Source organism: Bacillus sp. TE9106W, assembly GCF_054062215.1.
Genome location: NZ_JBSSFA010000007.1, coordinates 59,768 through 83,836, shown reverse-complemented (window position 1 = coordinate 83,836; position 24,069 = coordinate 59,768). Strand labels below are relative to the sequence as shown.

Genomic DNA, 24,069 nt, shown 5'->3' with positions numbered 1-24,069 from the left:
GCTTATGGAATTTTTTTGTATTTCACTTAAGTGAAATGGTAACCGAACCAAAGGAAAAATAAAATGATTGCTGTATTAAAGAGAGTAAAACATAAACCGATAATCGCTAAAGTTTTCCTTTCATTTCGACTGCAAAAAGATATAATCGCTAATAGAATTGCTATAACAGCGGAAGCTAATATGAAGTAGGCGAAAGGCACGACATATTCCATCCCAACTCTGTCTAAAATAGGTGTGAAAAGAAAAAGATTAATCGTAACGAATATACTTACAATGAGAAACGTATAACTTTTCCAAGTGTATGTTTTTAACTGCATAGACGGTACTCCTTTCTTGTTACTCTTTATATTGCTAACCATAAAATTGTTTCCTTTATTTTACAATATTCATATTTTGATTGAAATGAGGTTGATGAATATGAAGGGGAGAAATGTATCTGTAGTTTTTATTGCCATAGTTATATTCATAATAGCGGGTTGTTCGAATATGATAGGAAATGAAGATCAAACGATCAAAGTGCAAAAACATGTAGATGATACATATGAAGATTTGAAGGTAGTTACAGATAATAAGCAAGTTCAGCAAGTAAAGAAAATATTAAATGATGCTCATTTTGAAAATAAAAAAGTGCAAATGTCGCGTCCAGCTGATTATCATTTTGTTTTTCAATTTAAAAATCCGAAAATAGAGGCGAAAGCTACGTTGTATCAAATTTGGGTAATTCCTAATAAGGATAAAATAGAGATTATAGCTGGGAATAGTCAGTACGTTCAATTAGAAGGGAAAAATGCAGCCACTTTGTTTCAGATTATTACAGGAGAGAAGTTGGTTGAATAAATGTATATGGGGCTTACAGTTTTTTATTTTGGAAGACACTTAGTTTTCAACGAAAATAGCTATCTTTTTATATTGGAATAAACATTAAAAATCGGATAAAATGGAAATTGGATATTGACTTACTGAACATGAGGTTCTAGGGTTGTAAGTGGATTCGTACATCTTAAGATATCCGTTAAATCGCCGATGGATAATAATACTAGGAAATATATTGTTTTTAGAAAGATTCGATGTTATGTTTAATTTTCTTAATATAATATTTCGCTTATGTAGGAGTGGCTATTTGAAGAAATTAATATTATTAGCGTTATTGGCTACATGCTGTCTCACTATTACAGGATGTTCTAATAATAGGGTTACAACAAAGAATGATTATAAAACTTCAACACCTGAAAAGAGTGAACGTATCAATAAAGCGTGGTACAAACATATATAATAGTTTAAAGTTGTTGATGATAAAAGGTCATAAGGTGAAATGAGTTGGACCAATAGTAGAAGTTGTGAACCTTGGTGAAAAGCGGGAAGTATAGGGGAATTCTTTTTTTATAAAAATACGATATTAAAATGTTCACAAAAAAGAGTCTACATGTAGACCCTTTTTTGTGGATATTTTTCATAAATAGAAGACATTCTAAGGTACTTTCCTCTAACTTGAATTTTCTAACGCATTTATTTCACTAAGTAAAGTTCGTTGAGAGTATCACTCTTCAAAATTCGGGAATGTTAGGGGCACGTAATAACGCGGTTCGTGTGATCCTTTTTCACTATAGCTACCATCTTTATATATCTTTCTATTAAAAAATCAAAGTTTAATCAATTAAATAAGATAAAATTTGGTAAAAAACAATGAAATTTCAGGAAAAATAAGGTACACTAATCAATGGTTTTGGTTTAAAATCGATTGACGTTAATGTATACGGGGGAAGATTGATGAATAACAATACAGTAAATGAATCAGTTGAAGAAGTTGAGAAAAAACGGGTAAGATCAAGAAAACGTTTTACAAATTGGAAGCTTATCGCTGCAGGTGGCGGTGTAATTGCACTACTTATTGGGGGATTGAGTTATTATCAGGCAACTCATTTTAATTCAAACGTTACGATTAATGATACAAAAGTCGGTGGTTTGAGCGCTGATGAGGCAATACAGAAATTAAAGACGTCTGGGCTATCAAATAAAGTCTATATTGATCAACAAGAAATTTTAGATGAACAAGATACAAAAACGGAACTGACGGAAAAAGATTTGCCACAAGTTAAGAAACTATTAAAAAGCCAGTGGACATTTTTCCCTTCTGCAAAGGAAAAAGATTATTCATTGCTACCGAAAGAAGTAGATCAGTATCGTAGTGAAACGATGAAAAAACTTGTAGAAGAAAAGCTCGTGGCTATGAATGAAAAATTAAAGGCGCCTCAAGATGCTATGGCAAAGCTTGAACAAGGAAAAATTGTTATTTCGAAGAGCGTTGATGGAAAACAGTATGACGTTACGAGTCTACTAAAAGATTACGACAAACAGAAGCATAAAAGCGAAATTCATTTAAAGTCTGCATACATACAGCCTATTAAAGAGAACGATCCGATTATTAAAAAAGAAGAGAAAGCGTTACAGAATCTTCTTACGCAGTCTGTTGATTATAAAGTGCAAAATGAAGTGTATTCATTAAAAGCGAAAGATTTAATTCAAAATGCCTCTATGTCAAAAGATATGAAGGTGACAATCGATGCGAGCGAAATTAAGAATAAGGTTGCTGAAATTAATAAGGCTAAATCTACATTACATAAAGACTTCGCTTTTAAAACACATTCTGGTTCGGTCATATCAGTAAAAGGTCAAGGATACGGCTGGGCACTTGATGTTGAAAAAGAGACAAAACAAGTTCAACAAGCCTTTGAGAAAGGTGAAAAATCACTTTCTGCTTCTAATATTCACGGAAATGGTTGGAAGAAGGAAGGGATCGGCTATGAAACAACAGCGAATAATGGCATCGGAGACACATATGCAGAAGTTTCCATTGCAGATCAACAAATTTGGATTTATAAAGATGGGAAATTAGTCGTTACAACTAATGTAGTTACGGGTAAACATAGTACAGGTGAAGATACATCACCAGGTGTGTGGTACGTCCTATACAAACGAACACCATACACGCTAAGAGGTAGCGCAGTAGGGAAAGCTGATTATGCGGTTAAAGTAGATTACTGGGTTCCATTCACAAATAGCGGTCAAGGATTCCACGATGCTGGCTGGCGAAAAGACTGGGGAAATAATGCATATGTAACAGGGGGATCCGGTGGGTGTGTGAACCTTCTTCCTAACGTTGCAAAAAATGTATATGATAGTTTGAACACGTATGATCCAGTTATTGTGTACTAGAATATAATTGCGTATTAAAAACTTAAACGAATAAACAAAGCAGGAAATTTCACCTGATGGTCTATGAAAAAACACCTCTTGCATTCGCATACTAAGTGTGCAAATGCAATGGAGGTGTTTTTGTTTGAATACAAGAGTTCATTGTTTATAAGAAACAAAGTGGAAAGAGATTGAGATGAAAAAATAGGTGTACAAATAATCAATAAAATTGACACTGAATATCATTTTCATTTATGATGGAATCGTCGTATGTAATTGGACATGAATTTTGTGAAAAAGTCTATTTCTTATATTCATATAATAGTTTTCTATTAAGGTGTCACATTCAAAAACTATCACTAAGTTTTTCAATAATTTAAACGTAGGAAAGGGTAATATAAAATGAACTGGAAAAAAGGCGGATTATGGGTTATTATTTTTTTCGTTGTAAAAGGCACAATTTCTACACTTTTAATCGTTACTGGTGCTAAATATTTTGATTTATCATTTATGCAACTTTTCGTACTAATACTGATCTTATTACTGATTTCTCTCATAAGTCGAAAATTACTGTATAGACATAAACAAAACAAAAAGCAAAAAGAGCTAAATATATAAGGAAGCCCCAGAGACCTTTGGATTTCTGGGGTTTTATTTCAATCATTTTTTCCGCTTCACAAGTACAAAGAAATCAAGAAAGAACTTTTACAATACCATTTGTATGGATAATTCTTTCGCATTTTACTCTCTTCATCAATGATGTTTAAAATACGTCAATTATTTTTATATAATAAGGGGGAAGAGAGGTCTTTATTCTAAATCTACAGTTGCTTATCAATTATGCTTGTTTTTCAATTGGTAGTTTAAAGGTAAAAGTACTGCCTTCTCCTAATTCACTTTCAACTGTAATTTCTCCTCCGTGCAGTTCGACAATCCATTTTACCATTGACAATCCTAAACCTGTATTTCCAATGTTTGAAGATGTTCGTGCTGCGTCAACTCGATAGAAGCGGTCCCAAATTTTCGTAATATGTTGCTCACTGATGCCTATGCCATTATCGGAGACTTTACCTATTATGTTGGTTTCGTCACGGAACAGTTGCATATGAACAGTTCCGTTCGCTTTGCTATAAGCAATCGCATTCGTTAATAAATTCATTAATAAACGCATCATCAATGTTTGATCTGCTTTCATAAACAGGTTTTCCTCTATATGAGTTGTTATATCAATCGAAGCTTCTTGAACCATTAATGAAAGTTCTTCTACAACGATTTCCGTTAATTCACTCATATTGATACATTCAAATTGGAAAGTATTATCGTTTCCTTGGTCAGCTCTTGCTAATAATAAGAGTTGTGAGATTAGCGCGGACATTTTACGTGATTGCTTTAAAATTACTTCTAACGATTCTTCCATTTCTTTCGGATTATTTCTCTGCGATAAAGCGTATTCGCATTGCGAAATGATAACAGATGTTGGTGTTCTTAATTCATGAGATGCGTCAGATGTAAATTGTTTTTCACTTTCAAATGATGTCTCCAATCGCTCAAACATTTTGTCAAAAGTTTGTGCTAAATGATACATTTCGTCTTTCGGTGAACCTTGTAAATTAATTCTCTTCGAAAGGTCTTTACCATCACCAATTTTACTGGCTGAATCACTCATTTGCTGCACAGGTCGAAACGCTCTTTGCGTAATAAAATATCCTCCCACTGCCGCAATGAGAATAAGTAATGGAAATGAGATCAGTGTTAATACGATAAGTGTATTCATCGTTGATGATAATTGGCTCATCGTCATTATTCCACGCACCCAGACTTGCTCACCGCCGCCTGCATTATGGAGAAAATCATATACGATCCATTCTTTATTACCGTCTTTAATAATTTGTATTTCATCGGATTTAAGCGATATCTTTTTATTAAAGCTTGTTGGACTATTACCTGCCAGCAGCTCACCTTGTTTATTATAAATGATGGTATTTACTCCATCTTCTAAGGGTTCAAAATCATCGTCCATCTTTAATTGTCCATGCTTATATTCAATATCTTCTATGCTTTCTTTTACTGTGCTCTTCAATTGATCTTTCATATTAAAAAGCAAAACTTTATCTGAAGAAGTTAAAATAAAAGCTAACACGAGTGCCATAATAATTACAATTAGCCCTGTATACCACAGGGTTACTTTCATTTTTATTGATAGTCTTCTCATGATTCTACTCGCAATACGTAACCAGTTCCTCGCACTGTATGAATTAACTTCGTTTCAAACTGGCTATCAATTTTTTTACGAAGATAGCGGACGTAAACATCAATAATATTCGAGCCACCTTCATAGTCGTAATTCCACACATGTTGCTCAATTTTATCTCGTGTCAACACAACTTCTTTATTACGAATCATATATTCTAAAATAGCAAATTCTTTACTAGAAAGAGTAATAACTTGGTCTCCTCTTGTTACTTTATGCATATTGCAATCCACCACTAAGTCAGCAATTTCAAACACATTAGATGTATTTCCTGTTTTTCTTCGCATTAACACTCGAATTCTTGCTAGCAGTTCGTCAAAAGCGAACGGCTTTACTAAATAATCGTCCGCACCTAAGTCGAGTCCTTTTACGCGATCATCAATTGTATCTTTAGCTGTAAGAAGCAAGACAGGAGTTGTATGATTGTCCGCGCGTAATTTTTGTAATACTTGTAAACCATTTATTCCGGGAATCATAATGTCAAGCACAATCAAATCGTAGGTAGTCATGCTTATATAATCTAAGGCATCTTCTCCATTCCCACATGCATCGACACTATAATGTTCTGCATTTAATCGCTTTACCAATATATTTTGTAAGTCTTGTTCATCTTCGACAATAAGAACTCGCATTAACATTCTCCTTTTTTCCTTATTTATATGTATCACTATAATTTCAAAACATTAAAGAGAGATTAGAAACGATTTAATTATATCATTTTATTTTTTGTACATTAATCTTCCTTTAATGTTTGTTCAGTAATATAAAGGCAAGGTTAAGGTGCACATGTAAAGGGAGGAAAAACGAATGAGAAAATGGATGCTGATTGGAGCAACGTCTTGTGTATTGTTAACAGCTTGTTCTACTCAAGCTGATAACAATACAGAAGTACAACAACTGAAAGTGGAAAATGATAAATTACAAAAAGAAGTTGCTCAGCTACAACAAGAACCACAAAAAACACTACCTGCTGCGAATGAGTCGGAGCAAATACAAGATTTCAAAAACGAAGTCTCATCTATTGTAGAAAAGGCAAATAACACGAAACCAGTTGGAGTAAAAGAAGATAACTTAAATACGTACTTAGCAGTCAAAAAAGAAATTGACCAATTAGATGACAAAATAGATCTATCTGATAATCAGCTAGAAGCAGATTATCGTGCTGGAACGATAACGATTGAACAATATCAAGCACAAGAAAGAGAACACGATATACTGGAAGATCAATTAGAGCAAGCAGAAAATGCACTTGAAGCAAGATTTGGAATAGAGGATTAATCATTAAGGAGTGGATGAAAATGTTAAAACATAAAAAGAAAATAATTATAAGTGTAATTGCTATTTTAGTAAGTGGTATTGCTATTGTTGGTGGATATTATGGTATGGGTTACAATTATGCAAAAAAGAATGAAAACTACACAGAGAAACAAGTTCGTGAAATTTCTTTAGCCCATACAAAGGGAGAAATTATGAATGTGAAAAAAGAATTCGAATTAGAAGATGACAGCTTAACACAATCTACATTTGAATATGAAGTGGAAATTAAGACACCTGAGAATCTATTAAATGTTTTAAAAGTTAGTGCTAGAACAGGCGTAATAGAAATCGATAATGAGGATTAAAAAAATATCAACAAATAAAATATCGTATATTTGAAAAAATCCAGGCTAAGCAAACATAAAATAAGCTGTCCATATAGACAGCTTATTTACACAATTCTTGTTATCGGTAGCGAAGAAAAAGACGAATTCCTAATTTTACAAAGGAATCGTCTTTTTTTGTTCTATGGATCCCATGCATTTTCTTATACATTTCTATCCTGCTGCGATTTTAGGTTTCTTGTCTGTTATTGGATTAACCGAAAAACAGTATAAAATCTTGTATACTCTTAGCGTGGTTTTTCCGAAATACTGACGGCACTCCATCGCTATTAAGCTAAGTTCATACAACGTCAATTATATTAGAGGTTGTTTCTTTTTTCTAAAAGCTAGGTGTAGAAAGCCCATCAAGCTAAGAAAACAGATTAACCCCAAAACAAAAAAATCCTTCGTATAATATGTGAGAGAAAGGGAGAGATAAAGGTATTTTAACCTTATCTCTCTTTTTCTATATTCATTTATTTTCAGGTAAGGAGTTGATTAGTTATTACTATTTATAAGAACGTGAAGAAGTGTTAATGCCGGTTGAAACTGTTGTAAAGGTTGAGGGGGAAGCCAAGGAAATATGAGAGATGTGCATGATGATTTGGCGCATGGTTATGAATCCATCTTCTATGAAATCGTGGGATTATATAAGCATTTATTATCCTGGAGATTTTAAAATAAAACCTATCTAATTATAGAAGTGATTTGAACGTAAGGAAATTGTAAGAAATGGATAAGAAAAAAGAAATTTTTATTGTGTAGGATACAAATATAGAAAAGCGTAAAAGAGGGAGGATAAATAGGATACATTTATACGAAAAACAAACTAGTAATAAGAGCATTCTATTGGTGGCAATTACTGAAAGAACAGAATACTCACTACAGTTCCTGCAGGAAAGGGAGGAATCAATGGATATGGTCTAGGAATCTATGAAATTATATTTCCTAACGGTGTCTCGATAGGGGGACATACAGGTGTTATTCCAAGATTTGATACTTTTGCTGGAGGGGCATATGTTGACGGCAATTTGAACAGTATGGGTAGAGGCGAGAATACTGGTCTTTTTTAAAAGTATTTTACTTGTTGAATATAGACAGTAGGGATAAAGCTAGAATAGTAGTTTGTGTGATGTTTGTAATTGAACAAATAAAAGATGAAATCGATCATTTGTCTAAGGAGGAATTTTTCTTATGGAAAATAAATTATCTGGAGTGTTAGCCGCTACCTTAGCTCTAACGATGAGTCTACCAACAGGAGCGATAGCGTCTTCTAGCAGTAAGGCTCCGGTTGTATCTAGCCAAGAAGTTGCTAGCAAAGATTTGGAGAAGATTGCTGCAGAGAACGCTGCACTGCTCACGAAGTCCTATGAGACGACTAGTGTACAGTATGCACTGATTGATAATGGTAAACTTATTTTGTCGGGGCAGACAGGTAAGAACGACATAGAAGGGAAAGAGCCACTAACTAAAGATACTCTATACGGAATTGGTTCAACCAGTAAAGTATATACAGCTGCGGCTGTTATGAAACTGGTAGACGAAGGAAAAGTTGATTTGGATGCTCCTGTTGCCCGTTATATTCCTGATTTCAAAATGAAAGATAAACGATATAAGCGTATTACACCGCGTATGCTGTTGAATCACTCCTCGGGTTTGCAAGGTTCGACGTTCAATAATGCATTTTTATTTAAAGATAATGATGCTTATGCCCATGATATATTGTTGCAACAATTGTCCAACCAAAACTTGAAGGCAGACCCTGGTGCGTTCTCAGTATACTGTAATGACGGTTTTACACTGGCTGAGATCTTGGTAGAAAGAGTCAGCGGTATGAGTTTTACTGAATTTCTACATCAAAAGTTTACAGAGCCATTAAAACTGAATCATACGATAACATCACAAGATAAATGGGAAGACGAAAAGCGGGCTGGACTGTATTCTCCGACATACCAGGGACAGCTACCAAGTGAAATGGTGAATCTGATTGGTACGGGAGGAATCTCTTCTACTGCAGAAGATGTGGTGCGATTCTCACAAATATTTATGGAACAGGGAAAAGAAATTCTTTCTAATAAAGCAGTCAAGGCGATGGAACAAGAAGAATATAAAAAAGGAATGTGGCCGGGAGATAGCGGAAATGTGTTCAACTATGGTCTTGGCTGGGATAGTGTGAAACTATACCCATTCAGTGAATATGGGATAAAAGCGTTGACTAAGGGGGGGGATACGATACTGCAACATGCTACATTGGTCGTGCTTCCAGAACAGAAGATGGCAGCAGCTGTATTGTCCTCCGGCGGCTCCAGCATGACAAATCAACTGTTGGCAAATAAATTACTGCTAGCTAGGCTTAAAGAGAAAGGGACAATTAAGGATATAAAGCCAGATAAATCCTTCGGCAAGCCCGTCAAGGCTAAAGTGCCTCAAGATGTGGTAAAAAAAGCCGGATTGTATGGAAATAGCTATAGCGATTTCAAAATAGAAATTACGAAGAAGGGAGAACTGTTTTTACCAACTAAACCGGAAGAAAAATATGTATATACGGCGGATGGAAGCTTTATAAATGAGAAGGGTACTTCCAAACTTAACTTCGTCACAGAGAAGAATGGAAAAGTTTATTTGAGAGAGAGCACATATGAATTATCACCGGGATTGGGGCAAAATGTGCTGACTCACTATTTAGCCCAGAAATTAGAAAACAATGTGTTACCGAAGAAAACAGCTGCCGCATGGGCGAAGCGCGAGGGTGGCAAGTTCTACCTCGTTAACGAAAAATTTAATTCTATGAACTATCTAGGACAACTAATGCCTCTTAACACACAAATTACGATCAAGGATGGGTATTGGGACGGCAAAAAAATTACAGGTTCGAATACGGCGACACATCAAATTCAAATTCCTGTGATGAATGGGCGGGATACAAAGGAAGCCCATTTCTATACAGAGGATGGTACTGAATATATGGAGATGTCCAGCTTTTTATACGTCAGTGAATCTAACGTAAAACCCCTTGATACAGGTCAATTATCGAAAGTTACATTGCAAAAAAATGGGCATGCGAAATGGTTTACGGTCCCGCAAAAGGCGGCAGGGAAAACGATGAATGTGGAGTTGCCATCAGGAAGTTCATTCGCGGTGTATGATGAGAATGGAGTATGCGTCAATTTTACCGTCGTTAGTGATAATAACAAAGTGAAACTACCAGAGAACGGAACGGTTGTATTTGCTGGTGCACCGAACTCAGAATTTACAGTCGCATTGAACTAGCTACAACTCGGGGTAGACTTTAATAAAACAGAACGACATGGAAAAGCTATTTTATTTGTATCTTAAGTATTCTCTTAAATGATATTCCAATTAAATTTTTAGCTTAATAGCAATGGGATCCCGCCCACGTTTTAACGAAAATATACGCTAAGCAAATCCCAACATAAAGCGAGCCGAATTTTCTACTCTTAAGAAAAATTCCGGTTCGTTTTATGGTTTCATGATAAGTTGTTTACTGAACAATAAAGTTCTTTATTGGAACAGGCTACTTTCTTCAACAAACGGGCCAGATTGTTGAAGAAGAAATATAATAGAAATGCTTTTGATTGTTTTATTAAACGAATTAAACCGCAAGAAACAAGAAGAATTCTCTCCTTTTTACTAGTACACTAAATCCTATAAAAAGGGGGGGAGATCATGAACAATAAAGCCATTGGATTATTTCAAGGGATTGCGTTATACATTTCAGCTATTCTAGGATCAGGTGTCCTTTTTTTATCGGGGATAACGGCCTCAATAGCGGGCCCTGCATCTATTGTATCCTGGTTTATCGTTATTATAATTAGTTTTCCGCTTGCTTATTCCTTTGCTAGTTTGGCACGGATATATCCTGATTCCGGTGGAGCAGCAACCTTTGTTAGAAATTCTTTTGGATATCATCTTGGCAATATCGTTGGGTGGTTTTATTTTGTAACAGCAGCAGTTGGTCAAACGATTGTATCTTTAACTGGTGCTTTTTATGCCAGTCAGGCATTTGGATTTTCGCATTTTGAAACAACTTTAATTGCCGTCTTTATTTTGGTAATTGCAGGTGTTTCCAATTATTACGGCATAAATGTTAGTGGTAAAGTTGCATTGATTTTAAGTTCTTTATTACTGATTCTTTTAGCGTCAGCTGTATTTGTGGCGTTTCCAAGAATACAATGGGGAAATTTTAATCCCTTTGTTCCAAATGGATGGTTTTCTGTCGGGAACGCTATAACGGTTATCTTTTGGTCATTTTTCGGTTGGGAGGCGATTTGCAATCTCGCTGAGCACTTTAAAAGGCCAGAAAAAGATATTGTCAAAGGAGCAGTTATTAGTGCAGTTGTCATTGGACTATTATTTTTAGCGCTAAGCCTTGTCACTATTGGAACGGCCACGTATGGCAGTCAAGAAAGTAACCTGTCTCCTATTGGTGTTATAATGGGAGATACAGTAGGCGGAGGTGCCAAAGTCGTTACAGCTGTTTTAGCTTTAATTATTTGTACAGGGACAGCGAATGCGTTTGTAGCCAGTCTAACGCAATTAGGATATTCATTAAGCAGAGATGGTGCTTTCCCAAAATTTTTCTCAAGGCTGCATGCAACTACTCAAATTCCAAGACAGATGGTATTGTTTGTTATCTGTTTTTCGGTAGCAGGTGTGTTAGTGACAAAAGCTTTGTCACTAACGTTTGATGATATTTTGTTTATACCGACTTCTCTTGGGATTCTAGTTTATGTTCTTTCAATGGCAGCAGGCGTTAAATTATTTAGGAAGAACACACCGGCATGGTGGGCATCGTTACTCTCTTTCATTTTATGTTTGCTGGTGATTCCATTTTTTCAATTGTATATATTTGTTCCGTTAATTGTCGTGGCTATATATACGAGTTATATGATTTTAAGTAAGAAGATTTTCACCTACAAGGGAGGATTAAAATCTAATGAAGGATCAAAATAACCTTTCCAGAGATACCATGTGGAAAGCCACAGTATCATGTGATTCAGCGTATGACGGGATATTCTTTTACGCAGTCAAGACAACTGGAATTTTCTGCCGACCTTCTTGCAAGTCTAAGGTTCCTAATTATGAAAATGTATCTTTTTTTTCAAATGCGCAAGAAGCTCAAAGGTCAGGCTATCGCCCATGCAAAAGATGCCGATCAGATCTAAATATAAAAATATACGATCCGTTCGAATGCGTTTTGGAAGATACTATGCGATTGATAAAAAATAATTATGTTCAAAACATGTCATTAAATGAAATTGCATCAAGGGTAGGAGTTAGTCGTTTTCATTTAAATCGGATTTTCAAAGAAAGAACAGGGTATACTCCTCGAATATATTTAGAAAGGATCAGAGTTAAGAAAGCAAAGGAACTTCTCTTGACAACGGTTTTTAATAGTACAGAGATTGGTTATCAAACAGGCTATCAAAGTGTATCTAGCTTTTATAATGCATTTAAAAGAAATACAGGATTTTCACCGAGTCAATTCCGTGCTTTCCACAGTGGAAATACCGTAAACCAAGAACTTGACTGAATTCACGTTTTTTAACAAAAGATAGCATGAATTAATAAGAATGCTTTGTACTCATCGTATTTTTCGATAAATCATGACTGATTGATTAAAAGTAAACAACTTTGTATTGAACAATAATAAGCTATTTTTTCTCTGTTATAGAATTGTAAGCTTTTTAATTCAATCCTCAACAATCGGGGCAGATTATTGAACAAGTTTTATGAACTTTAGTGGTAGCATTATTAGTGAAATGCTTTATAACAACTAATTAAGGAGGGATAGAATATGAGAAATAACTTTCAAATCGTTGCGTTGCAAGAGAAAGAGTTTAATAACCTATTTCTAATGAATGAAGAAGTATTAAAAAGTATCGGGGCAGTCAAAATAATAGCAAATAAAAATCCTGGATATCCTTGCAGGATAAGTTTGAAGGATGCAGAGGTAGGAGAAGAGGTAATTTTACTGAATTACCAATATCATAGTGTTAATTCGCCTTATAAAGCAAGTGGTCCTATATTTATACGAAAGGGAGCAACTACTGCTAAGCTAGATGTAAATGAAATTCCACATATGTTACATCATAGGTATCTATCTGTACGCGGCTACAATACTGACTCAATGATTGTAGAAGCAAGGATTACAGAAGGTGTACATTTAAGAGAAAATATAGATGAAATTTTTGATAATAAAGAAGTAGAATATATTCACATTCTTAACGCTAAACCAGGATGCTATAACTGCCTCGTTAATAGAGTGTGAAAAAATTAAAAATGCAAACTTCTATTATCCTATAAGGGATACCACCAATCGCTATCAAGCTAATTCAACAAAATCCCCCCTAAAATGAAAAAATACGCTATTCTTTTTGTAGAATCATAGAAAAGGATAGCGTTTTTGTCTGCCTATTTCTGTATCTGATGAATTACAACTATTTGCTCAAGAGATTCAAAGTTTTTTATCTTCAAATACCTTACGAGATCTTGCTAGAGATGTTGGTTTCGCAAGAATTGATGCGTTCTTTGAGCTCTGTATGGTTATACAGTGTGGTTTTACTCACTCCGGCTTCTTTCTGTCACAATCTTGAAGTTAATTATATTTTTCTACGTACTAAATAAAAAGATAAGGCCCCCATAATAACAGGTACAATGAAATCAAAGAAATGGGAAAAATTAAAAAGAAAAAGAAAAAGAAATGGTATAAGTGTATAGATAACTGCTTGTCCTAGAAATACAGGAATTCCAAATTGAAATTCTCTACATCGTTTGATTTTCCTGTATAACACTTCCCCAATTAGACAAGCTACAAGAGCTGGTATACTGCCAGAAGTGACGATCATTTTAATGAATCCTAATACAACGTTCGGGTGAATAAAGCTAGGATGAGAAATATATGAAATCAAGAACCATCCAAAAATAAAAGCAAACAGACTTGCAGCATAACTAATTGCAAATTTTATCAACGTAATCACCCTCACAGTTTTCTAGTATTAACTCCATTGTATGACATAACGCCTCATTAACAGTAGTCAATATTTGATTTACGTTAATATTGAAGACGTTGAAGCCCCGCTAATTTTCGCAAGGAAAGTTAGAAGAGCGTTATGCAATTAACCGATTTTTTAGTTAAATGAGTGAGTATGTCGGTTAGAATATTTTAGATTGTTGAATGGTTTTATAAAGTGAAAGAAGACGTTCCATATTTGGAATGTCTTTTCCTGATGTTTTTATAATTTGAAAGATGAGGAAACGAACTTGGAGGGAGTATTGGGACCGTGTTTGAGAAGAGTAAATCAATGAAAAAGGAAATTGTTTTTAAGTTTGGGCTATGGATCTATCCTCCCGTTCCAATTAACTAAAAGAAGAACTTCCCCATACCCATTAGACTACTAAGCATTCCAATTCCATTCATAGTGCCTTTTCCTACTGTAAGTAAGTTTCCAAGCATTCCTGGCTGACCGTAACCGCCGTTATTCCCCCATCCCATGGGACTTATCTGTCCTCCCCATCCTGGAGAGTTTCCGAAAATACCCCCGTTATTGGTATTAAATTTAAAGGCCTTAGCTGGCGGCGATAGTAAAGCTGCAAGATGCCCTTGTGCGAACATTCCTGTATGATTGAAAGGTTGAGCCCAGGGGAAGGGAGGTTTTTGAAAATTAAAACCTGCATGGCCTGATAATGGAGTCCAATTAGTAGGCTGTCCTTGTGGTATCATCCCTGCATAATGGATTGGATGACCTGAAGAGAAAGGAAGGGTTTGGGGATTGAAACCCGTATAATTGGCCCGTGAATCCCAACCAACTGGATAGAAGCGCCAACTCCAATTCTCAGGATTCATTCCCTCAGCTTTAGTTATTTGGGGCTGTACATATAATGATGACATTGAAATTTGGTGATTATAATGCTCCTCATTTCCTTTTGAATTCAAATACCAATATTGGTTCATAAACTTATTCCCCTTACTTTAAAAATGTAATGTTAGACTTAGCCTATGTAATCTTCCTTTTGATGGATGGTTACATAACTAGATTTACAAGCCTGTATTTAAATGAATGGGTGTGTGGTCTTGTTGATTTATCCCGCTATTTGTTGTGGGCTGCCTATAAAAAACCAAAGGATTAAAGTTTACTTTATTTTAGAAGGGTATTTTCAGTCGCTTCTTTTGTTTGGTTCAGCCTAATTTAATTTCTTTAATAAACGTGTTTACATATGCATTCAAAACTTTAAGTTGAGCAAGTAGAATTGCTAAAAAGAGAATATCCATTCGAAGAGTTTGGCAAAATACTGCAAGGACAACGTATTCTTGTGCAAACATGCAAACGATTTAAACGAATCAATGCAATTTATAATGAAGGGGCAAATAAATATATGAGTGAAACGTTACATAAAAGAAAACCACCATATGTAATGCTTGTAATCCTTTTTATTGGGGCCTTTGTTTCATTTCTAAATAACTCCCTTTTAAATGTAGCCTTGCCATCAATAATGAAGGATTTAGACATTAAAGATTATTCAACGATCCAGTGGCTTTCTACAGGGTATATGCTTGTAAGTGGCATATTAATTCCGGCATCAGCATTTTTAATAACGCGCTTCTCCAATAGGAGCTTATTTATTACATCTATGATGATTTTTACTCTTGGTACGGCCTTATCGGCTGTAGCACCGAACTTCGGTTTATTACTGACTGGCCGAATGGTTCAAGCAGCAGGTTCTTCAGTCATGGGGCCTTTGTTAATGAATATTATGCTAGTAAGCTTTCCGAGAGAAAAAAGGGGAACAGCAATGGGGATTTTTGGATTAGTTATGATTACAGCTCCAGCGATTGGACCGACATTATCAGGTTATATTGTAGAATATTATGACTGGCGTTTGCTTTTTGAAATGATTTTACCGCTAGCCATTATTAGCTTACTGTTAGGGATTTGGAAATCGGAGAATGTCATGAGACAAAACAAAAATGCAAAACTTGATTATCTCTCATTACTATTATCTTCTGTCGGCTTTGGCGGTTTGTTATATGGATTCAGTTCTGCAAGCTCTGATGGTTGGACGAATAAAGTTGTCGTAACAACCTTAATCATAGGCGCTATTGCCCTAATTGCTTTCATTATCCGTCAATTAAAAATGAATGAACCGTTATTGGATTTGCGTGTTTATAAGTACCCAATGTTTGCACTTGCGTCTGTAATTGCAATTGTCAACGCAGTGGCCATGTTTTCGGGTATGATTTTAACACCAGCTTATGTACAAAACGTTCGCGGTATTTCACCGCTGAGCTCTGGGCTGATGATGCTTCCAGGTGCGGTAATAATGGGGGTTATGTCACCAATTACAGGTAAACTATTTGATAAATATGGCCCTCGTATTCTTGGTATAGTAGGACTTTCCATTACAGCCGTTTCAACTTATATGCTAGCAAACCTACAACTCGACTCTAGTCACACACATATTATTCTTATTTACACACTGCGGATGTTTGGGATGGCGATGGTGATGATGCCACTTATGACAAATGGCCTTAATCAATTGCCAACTCGCTTAAATCCGCACGGTACAGCTGTTAATAATACAGCTCAACAAGTATCCGGTTCGATTGGTACTGCTATTCTTGTTACGATTATGAATTCTGTAACAAAAACAAAAGCTGAAAGTTTAATGGCTCATGTAGATCCAACAACCTTCACAGAAGCTACGAAGATAATGTTAACGCAGAAGGCTTTATTATCCGGAATTCAGCATTCATTCTATGTAGCACTTGGCATGAATGTCGTTGCGCTACTATTAGTTTTTTTCGTTAAACGTGTAGATACAAGCCCGGAAGCTGTCGAGAGGTTAAATCGGTAGGGCAAAATACAACTCGAGATGATGATTTCTACTAAAAGGGGAAAAGGGCTGAAAAAAAGTGAAATAATTACACAGAATGAAAAAGGATTTGATATTCATATCAGATCCTTTTTCATTCTTAACACAGTATACTTGCTTATCGTATTTGTTTGAATTGACATGAAAAACTACTGGATTTCCACATACTACAATCTTTAGCTTTCAATTTCTGATAAACATTATAATAATACGCTTCATTGTAATATATTATTTTTTCTACAAGGTATAAATTTAATGTCAATACACGGTTTAGATTACCAACCTTATAAGGGATATCATAATCGTGAATAGTTAGGGGAAAGATAAATTAAGGTAATTAATTACATATTTTTATCCCAGGCGATTCAGTACTATCTTCTTTTTATTGAATGGGATATTTTATCCCGCATTAACGGGCTGCCCGTAAAAGCCCGATTGGTGAGGGCTGATTAAAGTTTCACTTTATTTCATGCTTTTTGAAAGGGTGTTTTTAATGGATAAAAAAGTATCTGCCATTCCTCAGCCGAAAACATATGGACCGCTGGGGAATCTCCCATTAATCAACAAAGATAAACCGACCTTATCTTTTATCAAGATAGCGGAAGAGTATGGTCCTATTTTTCAAATTCAAACTTTAAGTGATACGATCATTGTCGTTTCTGGACATGAACTGGTAGCAGAAGTCTGTGATGAAACAAGGTTCGATAAAAGTATAGATGGTGCTTTAGCAAAGGTTCGTGCCTTTGCTGGAGACGGATTATTTACAAGCGAGACTCACGAGCCTAACTGGAAAAAAGCTCATAATATTTTGATGCCTACATTCAGCCAACGGGCAATGAAAGATTATCATGCTATGATGGTCGATATTGCCGTGCAACTCGTTCAAAAATGGGCAAGACTGAACCCGAATGAAAATGTAGATGTCCCAGGGGATATGACTCGCCTTACATTAGATACAATTGGTCTATGTGGTTTTAATTACCGATTTAATAGCTTTTATCGTGAGACCTCCCATCCTTTTATCACTAGCATGAGCCGTGCTCTAGATGAGGCGATGCACCAATTGCAGAGACTGGATATAGAAGACAAACTTATGTGGAGAACGAAACGTCAATTTCAGCATGATATTCAATCTATGTTTTCTTTAGTAGATAATATTATTGCTGAACGTAAAAGTAGTGGGAATCAGGAAGAAAATGATTTACTTTCCCGTATGTTAAATGTGCAGGATCCGGAAACTGGTGAAAAATTAGATGATGAAAATATTCGTTTCCAAATTATTACCTTTCTAATAGCTGGGCATGAGACAACAAGTGGATTGTTATCTTTTGCAATCTATTTTTTATTAAAGAATCCGGATAAATTGAAAAAAGCCTATGAAGAAGTAGACCGTGTTTTGACAGATTCTACTCCAACATACCAACAAGTTATGAAATTAAAGTATATACGGATGATTTTAAATGAATCACTACGTCTATGGCCTACTGCTCCAGCATTTAGTCTCTATGCAAAAGAAGATACAGTAATTGGTGGAAAATACCCAATTAAGAAAGGCGAAGATCGTATTTCTGTTCTTATTCCACAGCTACATAGGGATAAAGACGCGTGGGGAGACGATGTGGAAGAATTCCAACCTGAACGATTTGAAGAGCTGGATAAGGTTCCACATCATGCTTATAAGCCATTTGGAAATGGTCAGCGAGCATGTATCGGTATGCAGTTTGCACTTCATGAAGCCACACTCGTGATGGGAATGCTTCTTCAACATTTTGAATTCATCGATTATGAAGACTATCAGCTGGACGTAAAACAAACATTAACGCTAAAGCCTGATGATTTTAAAATTAGGATTGTACCCCGAAATCAAACTATTAGCCATACTACTGTTCTTGCGCCTACAGATGAGAAACTGAAAAACCGTGAAATTAAGCAGCAAGTTCAGAAAACTCCTTCTATTATTGGAGCCGATAATCTTTCGCTTCTTGTTCTGTATGGATCGGATACAGGGGTAGCGGAAGGTATTGCAAGAGAACTAGCGGATACAGCTAGTTTAGAAGGTGTTCAAACGGAAGTGACAGCTCTTAACGATCGAATTGGAAGTCTACCGAAAGAAGGGGCGGTTCTTATTGTAACTTCTTCTTATAATGGAAAGCCGCCAAGTAATGCAGGGCAGTTTGTGCAGTGGCTGGAGGAATTAAAACCGGATGAGCTAAAAGGTGTTCAATACGCAGTTTTTGGTTGTGGAGATCATAATTGGGCTAGTACCTATCAACGAATTCCAAGATATATTGATGAGCAAATGGCTCAAAAAGGAGCAACAAGATTTTCTACACGTGGAGAAGCGGATGCAAGTGGTGATTTCGAGGAACAGCTCGAGCAATGGAAACAAAGTATGTGGTCTGATGCGATGAAGGCATTTGGATTGGAACTTAACAAAAACATTGAGAAAGAACGCAGTACTTTGAGTCTGCAATTTGTCAGCCGTCTTGGAGGATCTCCTCTTGCGCGAACATATGAAGCAGTTTATGCATCTATACTAGAAAATCGTGAACTTCAATCATCTAGCAGTGAAAGAAGCACGCGACATATTGAAATATCCTTGCCAGAAGGCGCTACGTATAAAGAAGGAGACCACCTTGGGGTGCTACCAATTAATAGTGAGAAAAATGTAAACCGAATTTTAAAACGCTTTGGATTAAACGGGAAGGATCAAGTCATACTGAGTGCAAGTGGACGAAGTGTAAATCACATACCTTTAGACAGTCCCGTTCGTTTATATGACCTTCTTAGTTATAGTGTTGAAGTGCAAGAAGCAGCCACTCGAGCACAAATACGAGAAATGGTGGCATTCACAGCATGCCCTCCTCATAAAAAGGAATTGGAATCATTACTGGAAGACGGGATTTATCATGAACAAATATTAAAGAAACGTATTTCAATGTTGGATCTTCTTGAAAAGTATGAGGCTTGTGAAATCCGATTTGAACGCTTTTTAGAACTTCTTCCTGCGCTCAAACCGCGTTACTATTCAATTTCAAGCTCTCCACTCGTTGCACAGGATCGTCTGAGCATTACGGTTGGTGTTGTGAATGCGCCTGCATGGAGCGGGGAAGGGACATATGAAGGAGTCGCTTCTAATTATTTAGCTCAGCGTCATAATAAAGATGAAATTATCTGTTTCATTCGAACGCCACAATCAAACTTTCAATTACCTGAAAATCCAGAAACACCGATTATTATGGTTGGACCAGGTACTGGAATTGCACCATTCCGTGGATTCTTGCAAGCACGACGTGTTCAAAAGCAAAAAGGTATGAAGGTAGGAGAAGCACATCTATACTTTGGTTGTCGTCACCCTGAAAAGGATTATCTCTATCGTACAGAACTAGAGAATGATGAAAGAGATGGGTTAGTCTCTTTACACACAGCTTTTTCTCGCTTAGAAGGACATCCTAAAACATATGTACAGCATGTAATAAAAGAAGATAGAATCCATTTAATTTCGTTATTAGATAATGGAGCTCATCTTTATATATGTGGTGATGGAAGTAAAATGGCTCCTGACGTAGAAGATACCCTTTGTCAAGCCTATCAAGAAATTCATGAAGTCAGTGAACAAGAAGCAAGGAATTGGTTGGACCGTCTGCAAGAGGAAGGACGATATGGAAAAGATGTTTGGGCTGGTATATGAATGTTTCTTAATTAGATAAGTAATATGTAACGAATGAACTTCTTTCGAATAAGTGAATAACTCATTTATAACAATCCCGTATGTTTATTCAATACGGGATTTTCCTATTTTTAATAAGCTGTACGGATACTGTAGAAAAATAATAGGTAATTCATTTGACAATTAAAATGACCTACTATAATATATATGCTATAGCATATAATTAATAAAACGAATACATTCACTGTGAATAATTGACTGGTATGCTATACTCTTTTATATATTAATTTGTAGAGGTGATACATGAACTTACATGATTTAATAGGCTATCTTGTTCATCGTACTGATGTGAAAATGACGAATTATTTTACGAAGAAATTAAAGCCTTTTGGAGTTACGCCAGAGCAGTGGGGGATTATTAGTGTTCTTTGTAGCCAAAGAGCCACTACTCAAAAAGAGTTAGCAGAAGCGATTGATAAAGATCAAACTACTGTCGTAAGAATGATACAGTCGATGGAGAGAAAAGGGATTGTAAAGAAGGCTTTGAATGAGCAAGATCGGCGTTCACACAACCTTTTTTTAACTGAAAAAGGTGACGAATTAAAGAAAACAATCTTGCCTGTAGTGACAGACGCTCACCATTTCGTTACGAGTAATTTGAGCGAAGAAGAAATTAAAGTATTACAATCATTATTAAACAAATTGTATAATACACGCTATTAATACTTGTTCCTTATTGATGCTATGCTATTCATAAGGAACAACCTTTGTTTTAGGTATTGTATATGCTATAGCATGTAATTTGTTCGTTTCGAGAAATGGTGGAGATAGCTTTATTTTGTATAATATTTGATTCAGGATCACTTTTTTGTCTAGTACCAGTCAAATTTTTTGTACTATATATGCTATAGCATGTAATTATTATCCCTTTCATATGGAAAAGGGTAATGTGAATTGAAGCCATTTCCATAAGGGCAATCTCAGGAAATAGGGTAAAGGTAGTGACTACTATCCGAACAATACTGAGTTTTATCAAATAATAAGAAAGGTGTGATGACTATTTTAATTTTCATCAATATTGTAAAAGTAGCGTTGTTTCTGTTCTTTTTAATGACAGGTACGAAAATTATATCAGGGAAAATGGCAGAGGAGTTCAAACGATTTGGTTTACCTTCGTTCTTTAATTTCTTAACAGGAGCTTTTGAGATTGTAGGAGCAATTGGAATGTTAATAGGAATTTGGGTTCCAATGGCAGCTTTATTGGCAGGATTGTTGTTAGGCGGTACGATGCTTGCAGCTGCATTAACTCTTATTGTATTAGCGAGAGATCCTTTTAAGAAAGCAATACCTGCGCTTGTCTTGTTCGTCCTTAGTTTAGGGATAAGTTTGTATCATATTCTTTAAACATAACCGAAAACTATTAAACTTTATACGTTCAAGTTACTAACGTTTTGTGATTATTTTACAAATAGGGGGATTCTCAAAGTAGTGCTTGAATAATAATAGCGATATGAATTTAGACATTACTATCATTTGAATCATAATGAGTAAAAGAATGGGAAGAATTTTTATAAAAAGGAATTCCCGATAAATTTTATATTAAAAATAGGAGTGAGTGAAGATGGCATATTTATTACAAGTTGATTTTCCGTTTGAAGGTCCTTTTGGTGAAGAAATGGAAAAAGGATTTTGGGATTTAGCAAAAAGTATTAACGAAGAAGAAGGATTCCATTGGAAAATATGGACTGAGAATCAAGAAACAAAAGAAGCTGGAGGCATCTATGTATTTGAAGAAAAACAAGATGCTGAAAAATACGCTGAAATGCACAAGAACAGACTTGAAGCAGCTGGTGTTAAAGATATTAGAGTGAAAATTTTTAACATCAATGAAAAGTTAACGGAACTGAATCGTGGGTATACGAAATAATTTTGAAAGTCGGAGCAAGCGTAAAAGGAGGGGGATAATTTTTACTGAAAGGCAAAAATGTTGAAATTTAAGGCTAAATCTAGCTATGAAGACATGTTGTTAAACAATCATATGATAATAGAAGAGGAGTGGGGGATCCACTCCTTTTATCACGACAATTAGGGGTACCACCAGCATTTCGGAAACAGACAACGCTAAGCAAAAAATAAAATGAGTTTTTTGCTACAAGTTAGCACAAAATTTCGCTCTGGGGGCATTTACCTTTCTTAACTTGATAGCAATGTGGTGCTACCCCCAATAGAAAAGACTACATGAAAATAAAAAATAAGTAAAAATGTGGAGGATTATTTGTCTAAAAATATAGAATTTTTAACAAGAATTCATAATTATGTTATATAATGATGTTAACAAACCATATTTTAGGCATTACCCCCGATTGTGTAGAATAAATAATTTTTCGAGGAGCTAAAGTATTTGGCTAAAAGAACTTGTAGCGGGGCCTGCTACAAGTTCTTTTATGTTTTTAGTAAAGCAAAATAAGAAAAAAGGAGGGAATACAAGAATGACAAGAAATTTTAAGAAAGCAGCACTTAACTCGTTAGATGGGAAATGGGGAGTAGGTATAGGAGTATCAGCTTTATTCTATTTTGTACCGACCTTAAGTGCATCAGCAATAGCCACTTTCATGTATTTAATATTTGCACTGTTTATCGGGATAATTGGCCCGGATGCATTATTTATTTATTCAATTGGTGGAGAACCACAAGTAGATCCAACAGCACTTGCTGTACTTATTTTAAGTTATATTGGTTTAGGTGGGGTTTGTTTTCTAATTTATAGTCTCATACAAGGTATCTTCAATTATGGATATTCTGTTTTTACTTTACACTTAGGGAAAAAAGAAGATGCTAAGGTAGACGATGTATTTTCGGGATTTAAAAAGAAGAATGTGTTTAAATCAATGAAATTGGGGCTGCTGCAAGCTATTTTTCTATTTTTATGGAGTCTCTTATTAATTGTTCCAGGTATTATTAAATATTTTTCTTATTCCATGTCGTATTACATATTAGTAGAGAATCCTGATTATACAGCAAGTGAAGCATTGAGAGAAAGTAAAAGAATAATGAAAGGACAAAAGCTAAAGTTATTTGTTCTTTGGTTATCATTTATAGGATGGTTTTTATTAGCCGCATTTATCGGAATGTTTACATTTAATCTATCATTTATTTTTATTTCTCCTTATTACAACACAACTGTCTCACATTTTTACTTAGATTTAATTAAAAAGCAGGATATTGGAGAAGCGAAGGTAAGTATATAAATAGGGAAAAAGTATGTTTAAGGTGACAAATATACGTAGTTGAAAGTGGATATGTATTTAAGCATATCCACTTTTTAATATTATATTAAAAGTCTTAAGCTACTGGTTATTGTGATTTGGGGAAGTATACCGCAAACGTGATTCCCCATGTCTTGATTGCCTGTATACCCTACA

The 24,069-nt window shown here is 35.3% G+C and carries 20 protein-coding genes and 1 pseudogene; 16 read left to right on the top strand and 5 right to left on the bottom strand.

The annotated features are described in order from the left end of the window. Window positions 1–26: 26 nt before the first annotated feature. Window positions 27–317, bottom strand: a complete 291-nt coding sequence (locus ACVWY7_RS14850; RefSeq protein ID WP_002080189.1) for a hypothetical protein — start codon at window positions 315–317, stop codon at window positions 27–29. Window positions 318–417: 100 nt separating this feature from the next. Here ACVWY7_RS14850 and ACVWY7_RS14845 point away from each other — a divergent pair, with 100 nt between their 5' ends. The 3 genes from ACVWY7_RS14845 (at window position 418) to ACVWY7_RS14835 (ending at window position 3,810) form a co-directional block, all read left to right on the top strand. Continuing rightward, on the top strand, window positions 418–837 hold the full coding sequence (locus ACVWY7_RS14845; protein ID WP_000678519.1) for a hypothetical protein: 420 nt from the start codon (window positions 418–420) through the stop codon (window positions 835–837). 930 nt (window positions 838–1,767) lie between these two features. Next, a complete protein-coding gene (locus ACVWY7_RS14840; RefSeq protein WP_144508136.1) occupies window positions 1,768–3,213 on the top strand; it encodes a L,D-transpeptidase family protein in 1,446 nt (481 codons plus the stop codon). A 381-nt stretch (window positions 3,214–3,594) separates the two neighbouring features. Next, complete coding sequence (locus tag ACVWY7_RS14835) at window positions 3,595–3,810, top strand: hypothetical protein (protein WP_001104100.1); 216 nt, start codon at window positions 3,595–3,597, stop codon at window positions 3,808–3,810. Window positions 3,811–4,030: 220 nt separating this feature from the next. Here the strand turns inward: ACVWY7_RS14835 and ACVWY7_RS14830 are convergent, their stop codons facing one another. Together ACVWY7_RS14830 and ACVWY7_RS14825 are read right to left on the bottom strand one after the other, a co-directional pair. Beyond that, entirely contained in the window at window positions 4,031–5,404 is a 1,374-nt protein-coding gene (locus ACVWY7_RS14830) for an ATP-binding protein (protein ID WP_456523853.1), read from the bottom strand. Next, a complete protein-coding gene (locus ACVWY7_RS14825) occupies window positions 5,401–6,075 on the bottom strand; it encodes a response regulator transcription factor (protein ID WP_073525135.1) in 675 nt (224 codons plus the stop codon). Before ACVWY7_RS14825 ends, ACVWY7_RS14830 begins: the two co-directional genes overlap by 4 nt. A gap of 175 nt (window positions 6,076–6,250) precedes the next feature. Here ACVWY7_RS14825 and ACVWY7_RS14820 point away from each other — a divergent pair, with 175 nt between their 5' ends. From ACVWY7_RS14820 to ACVWY7_RS14795, 6 genes are all read left to right on the top strand, one after another. After that, window positions 6,251–6,721, top strand: a complete 471-nt coding sequence (locus tag ACVWY7_RS14820; RefSeq protein WP_001233669.1) for a hypothetical protein — start codon at window positions 6,251–6,253, stop codon at window positions 6,719–6,721. 20 nt (window positions 6,722–6,741) lie between these two features. Continuing rightward, a complete protein-coding gene (locus tag ACVWY7_RS14815; RefSeq protein ID WP_000912128.1) occupies window positions 6,742–7,065 on the top strand; it encodes a PepSY domain-containing protein in 324 nt (107 codons plus the stop codon). 1,212 nt (window positions 7,066–8,277) lie between these two features. Further along, on the top strand, window positions 8,278–10,353 hold the full coding sequence (locus ACVWY7_RS14810; RefSeq protein WP_456523852.1) for a serine hydrolase domain-containing protein: 2,076 nt from the start codon (window positions 8,278–8,280) through the stop codon (window positions 10,351–10,353). Between the two features lie 417 nt (window positions 10,354–10,770). Beyond that, on the top strand, window positions 10,771–12,057 hold the full coding sequence (locus ACVWY7_RS14805) for an APC family permease (protein ID WP_001060111.1): 1,287 nt from the start codon (window positions 10,771–10,773) through the stop codon (window positions 12,055–12,057). Beyond that, window positions 12,041–12,637 carry a bifunctional transcriptional activator/DNA repair enzyme AdaA gene (locus ACVWY7_RS14800; protein WP_072180086.1) on the top strand — a complete coding sequence of 199 codons (597 nt, stop codon included), beginning with the start codon at window positions 12,041–12,043 and terminating at the stop codon, window positions 12,635–12,637. Before ACVWY7_RS14805 ends, ACVWY7_RS14800 begins: the two co-directional genes overlap by 17 nt. Before the next feature lie 264 nt (window positions 12,638–12,901). After that, the gene (locus ACVWY7_RS14795; protein ID WP_105989438.1) at window positions 12,902–13,375 is read left to right on the top strand and encodes a DUF1203 domain-containing protein; all 474 of its coding nucleotides are present in this window, start codon (window positions 12,902–12,904) and stop codon (window positions 13,373–13,375) included. Between the two features lie 331 nt (window positions 13,376–13,706). Here the strand turns inward: ACVWY7_RS14795 and ACVWY7_RS14790 are convergent, their stop codons facing one another. Beyond that, a complete protein-coding gene (locus ACVWY7_RS14790) occupies window positions 13,707–14,084 on the bottom strand; it encodes a hypothetical protein (protein WP_144508140.1) in 378 nt (125 codons plus the stop codon). Between the two features lie 64 nt (window positions 14,085–14,148). On the opposite strand from ACVWY7_RS14790, the pseudogene ACVWY7_RS14785 reads away from it, so the two are divergent. Next, window positions 14,149–14,226, top strand: a pseudogene (locus ACVWY7_RS14785) (DUF1259 domain-containing protein); the annotation flags it as partial. Window positions 14,227–14,467: 241 nt separating this feature from the next. Here ACVWY7_RS14785 and ACVWY7_RS14780 read toward each other — a convergent pair. Beyond that, a complete protein-coding gene (locus tag ACVWY7_RS14780) occupies window positions 14,468–15,058 on the bottom strand; it encodes a hypothetical protein (RefSeq protein ID WP_001077882.1) in 591 nt (196 codons plus the stop codon). A 422-nt stretch (window positions 15,059–15,480) separates the two neighbouring features. On the opposite strand from ACVWY7_RS14780, the gene ACVWY7_RS14775 reads away from it, so the two are divergent. From ACVWY7_RS14775 to ACVWY7_RS14750, 6 genes are all read left to right on the top strand, one after another. Further along, a complete protein-coding gene (locus tag ACVWY7_RS14775) occupies window positions 15,481–16,959 on the top strand; it encodes a DHA2 family efflux MFS transporter permease subunit (RefSeq protein ID WP_000005119.1) in 1,479 nt (492 codons plus the stop codon). 511 nt (window positions 16,960–17,470) lie between these two features. Then, entirely contained in the window at window positions 17,471–20,668 is a 3,198-nt protein-coding gene (gene cypD / locus ACVWY7_RS14770) for a bifunctional P-450/NADPH--P450 reductase (RefSeq protein WP_073525132.1), read from the top strand. 282 nt (window positions 20,669–20,950) lie between these two features. Beyond that, entirely contained in the window at window positions 20,951–21,370 is a 420-nt protein-coding gene (locus ACVWY7_RS14765; RefSeq protein WP_062921740.1) for a MarR family winged helix-turn-helix transcriptional regulator, read from the top strand. Between the two features lie 330 nt (window positions 21,371–21,700). Beyond that, entirely contained in the window at window positions 21,701–22,051 is a 351-nt protein-coding gene (locus tag ACVWY7_RS14760; RefSeq protein ID WP_000153830.1) for a DoxX family protein, read from the top strand. Window positions 22,052–22,268: 217 nt separating this feature from the next. Then, a complete protein-coding gene (locus ACVWY7_RS14755) occupies window positions 22,269–22,574 on the top strand; it encodes a monooxygenase (RefSeq protein WP_000323760.1) in 306 nt (101 codons plus the stop codon). Window positions 22,575–23,136: 562 nt separating this feature from the next. Next, a complete protein-coding gene (locus ACVWY7_RS14750) occupies window positions 23,137–23,895 on the top strand; it encodes a DUF975 family protein (protein WP_000197713.1) in 759 nt (252 codons plus the stop codon). Window positions 23,896–24,069: the final 174 nt, after the last annotated feature.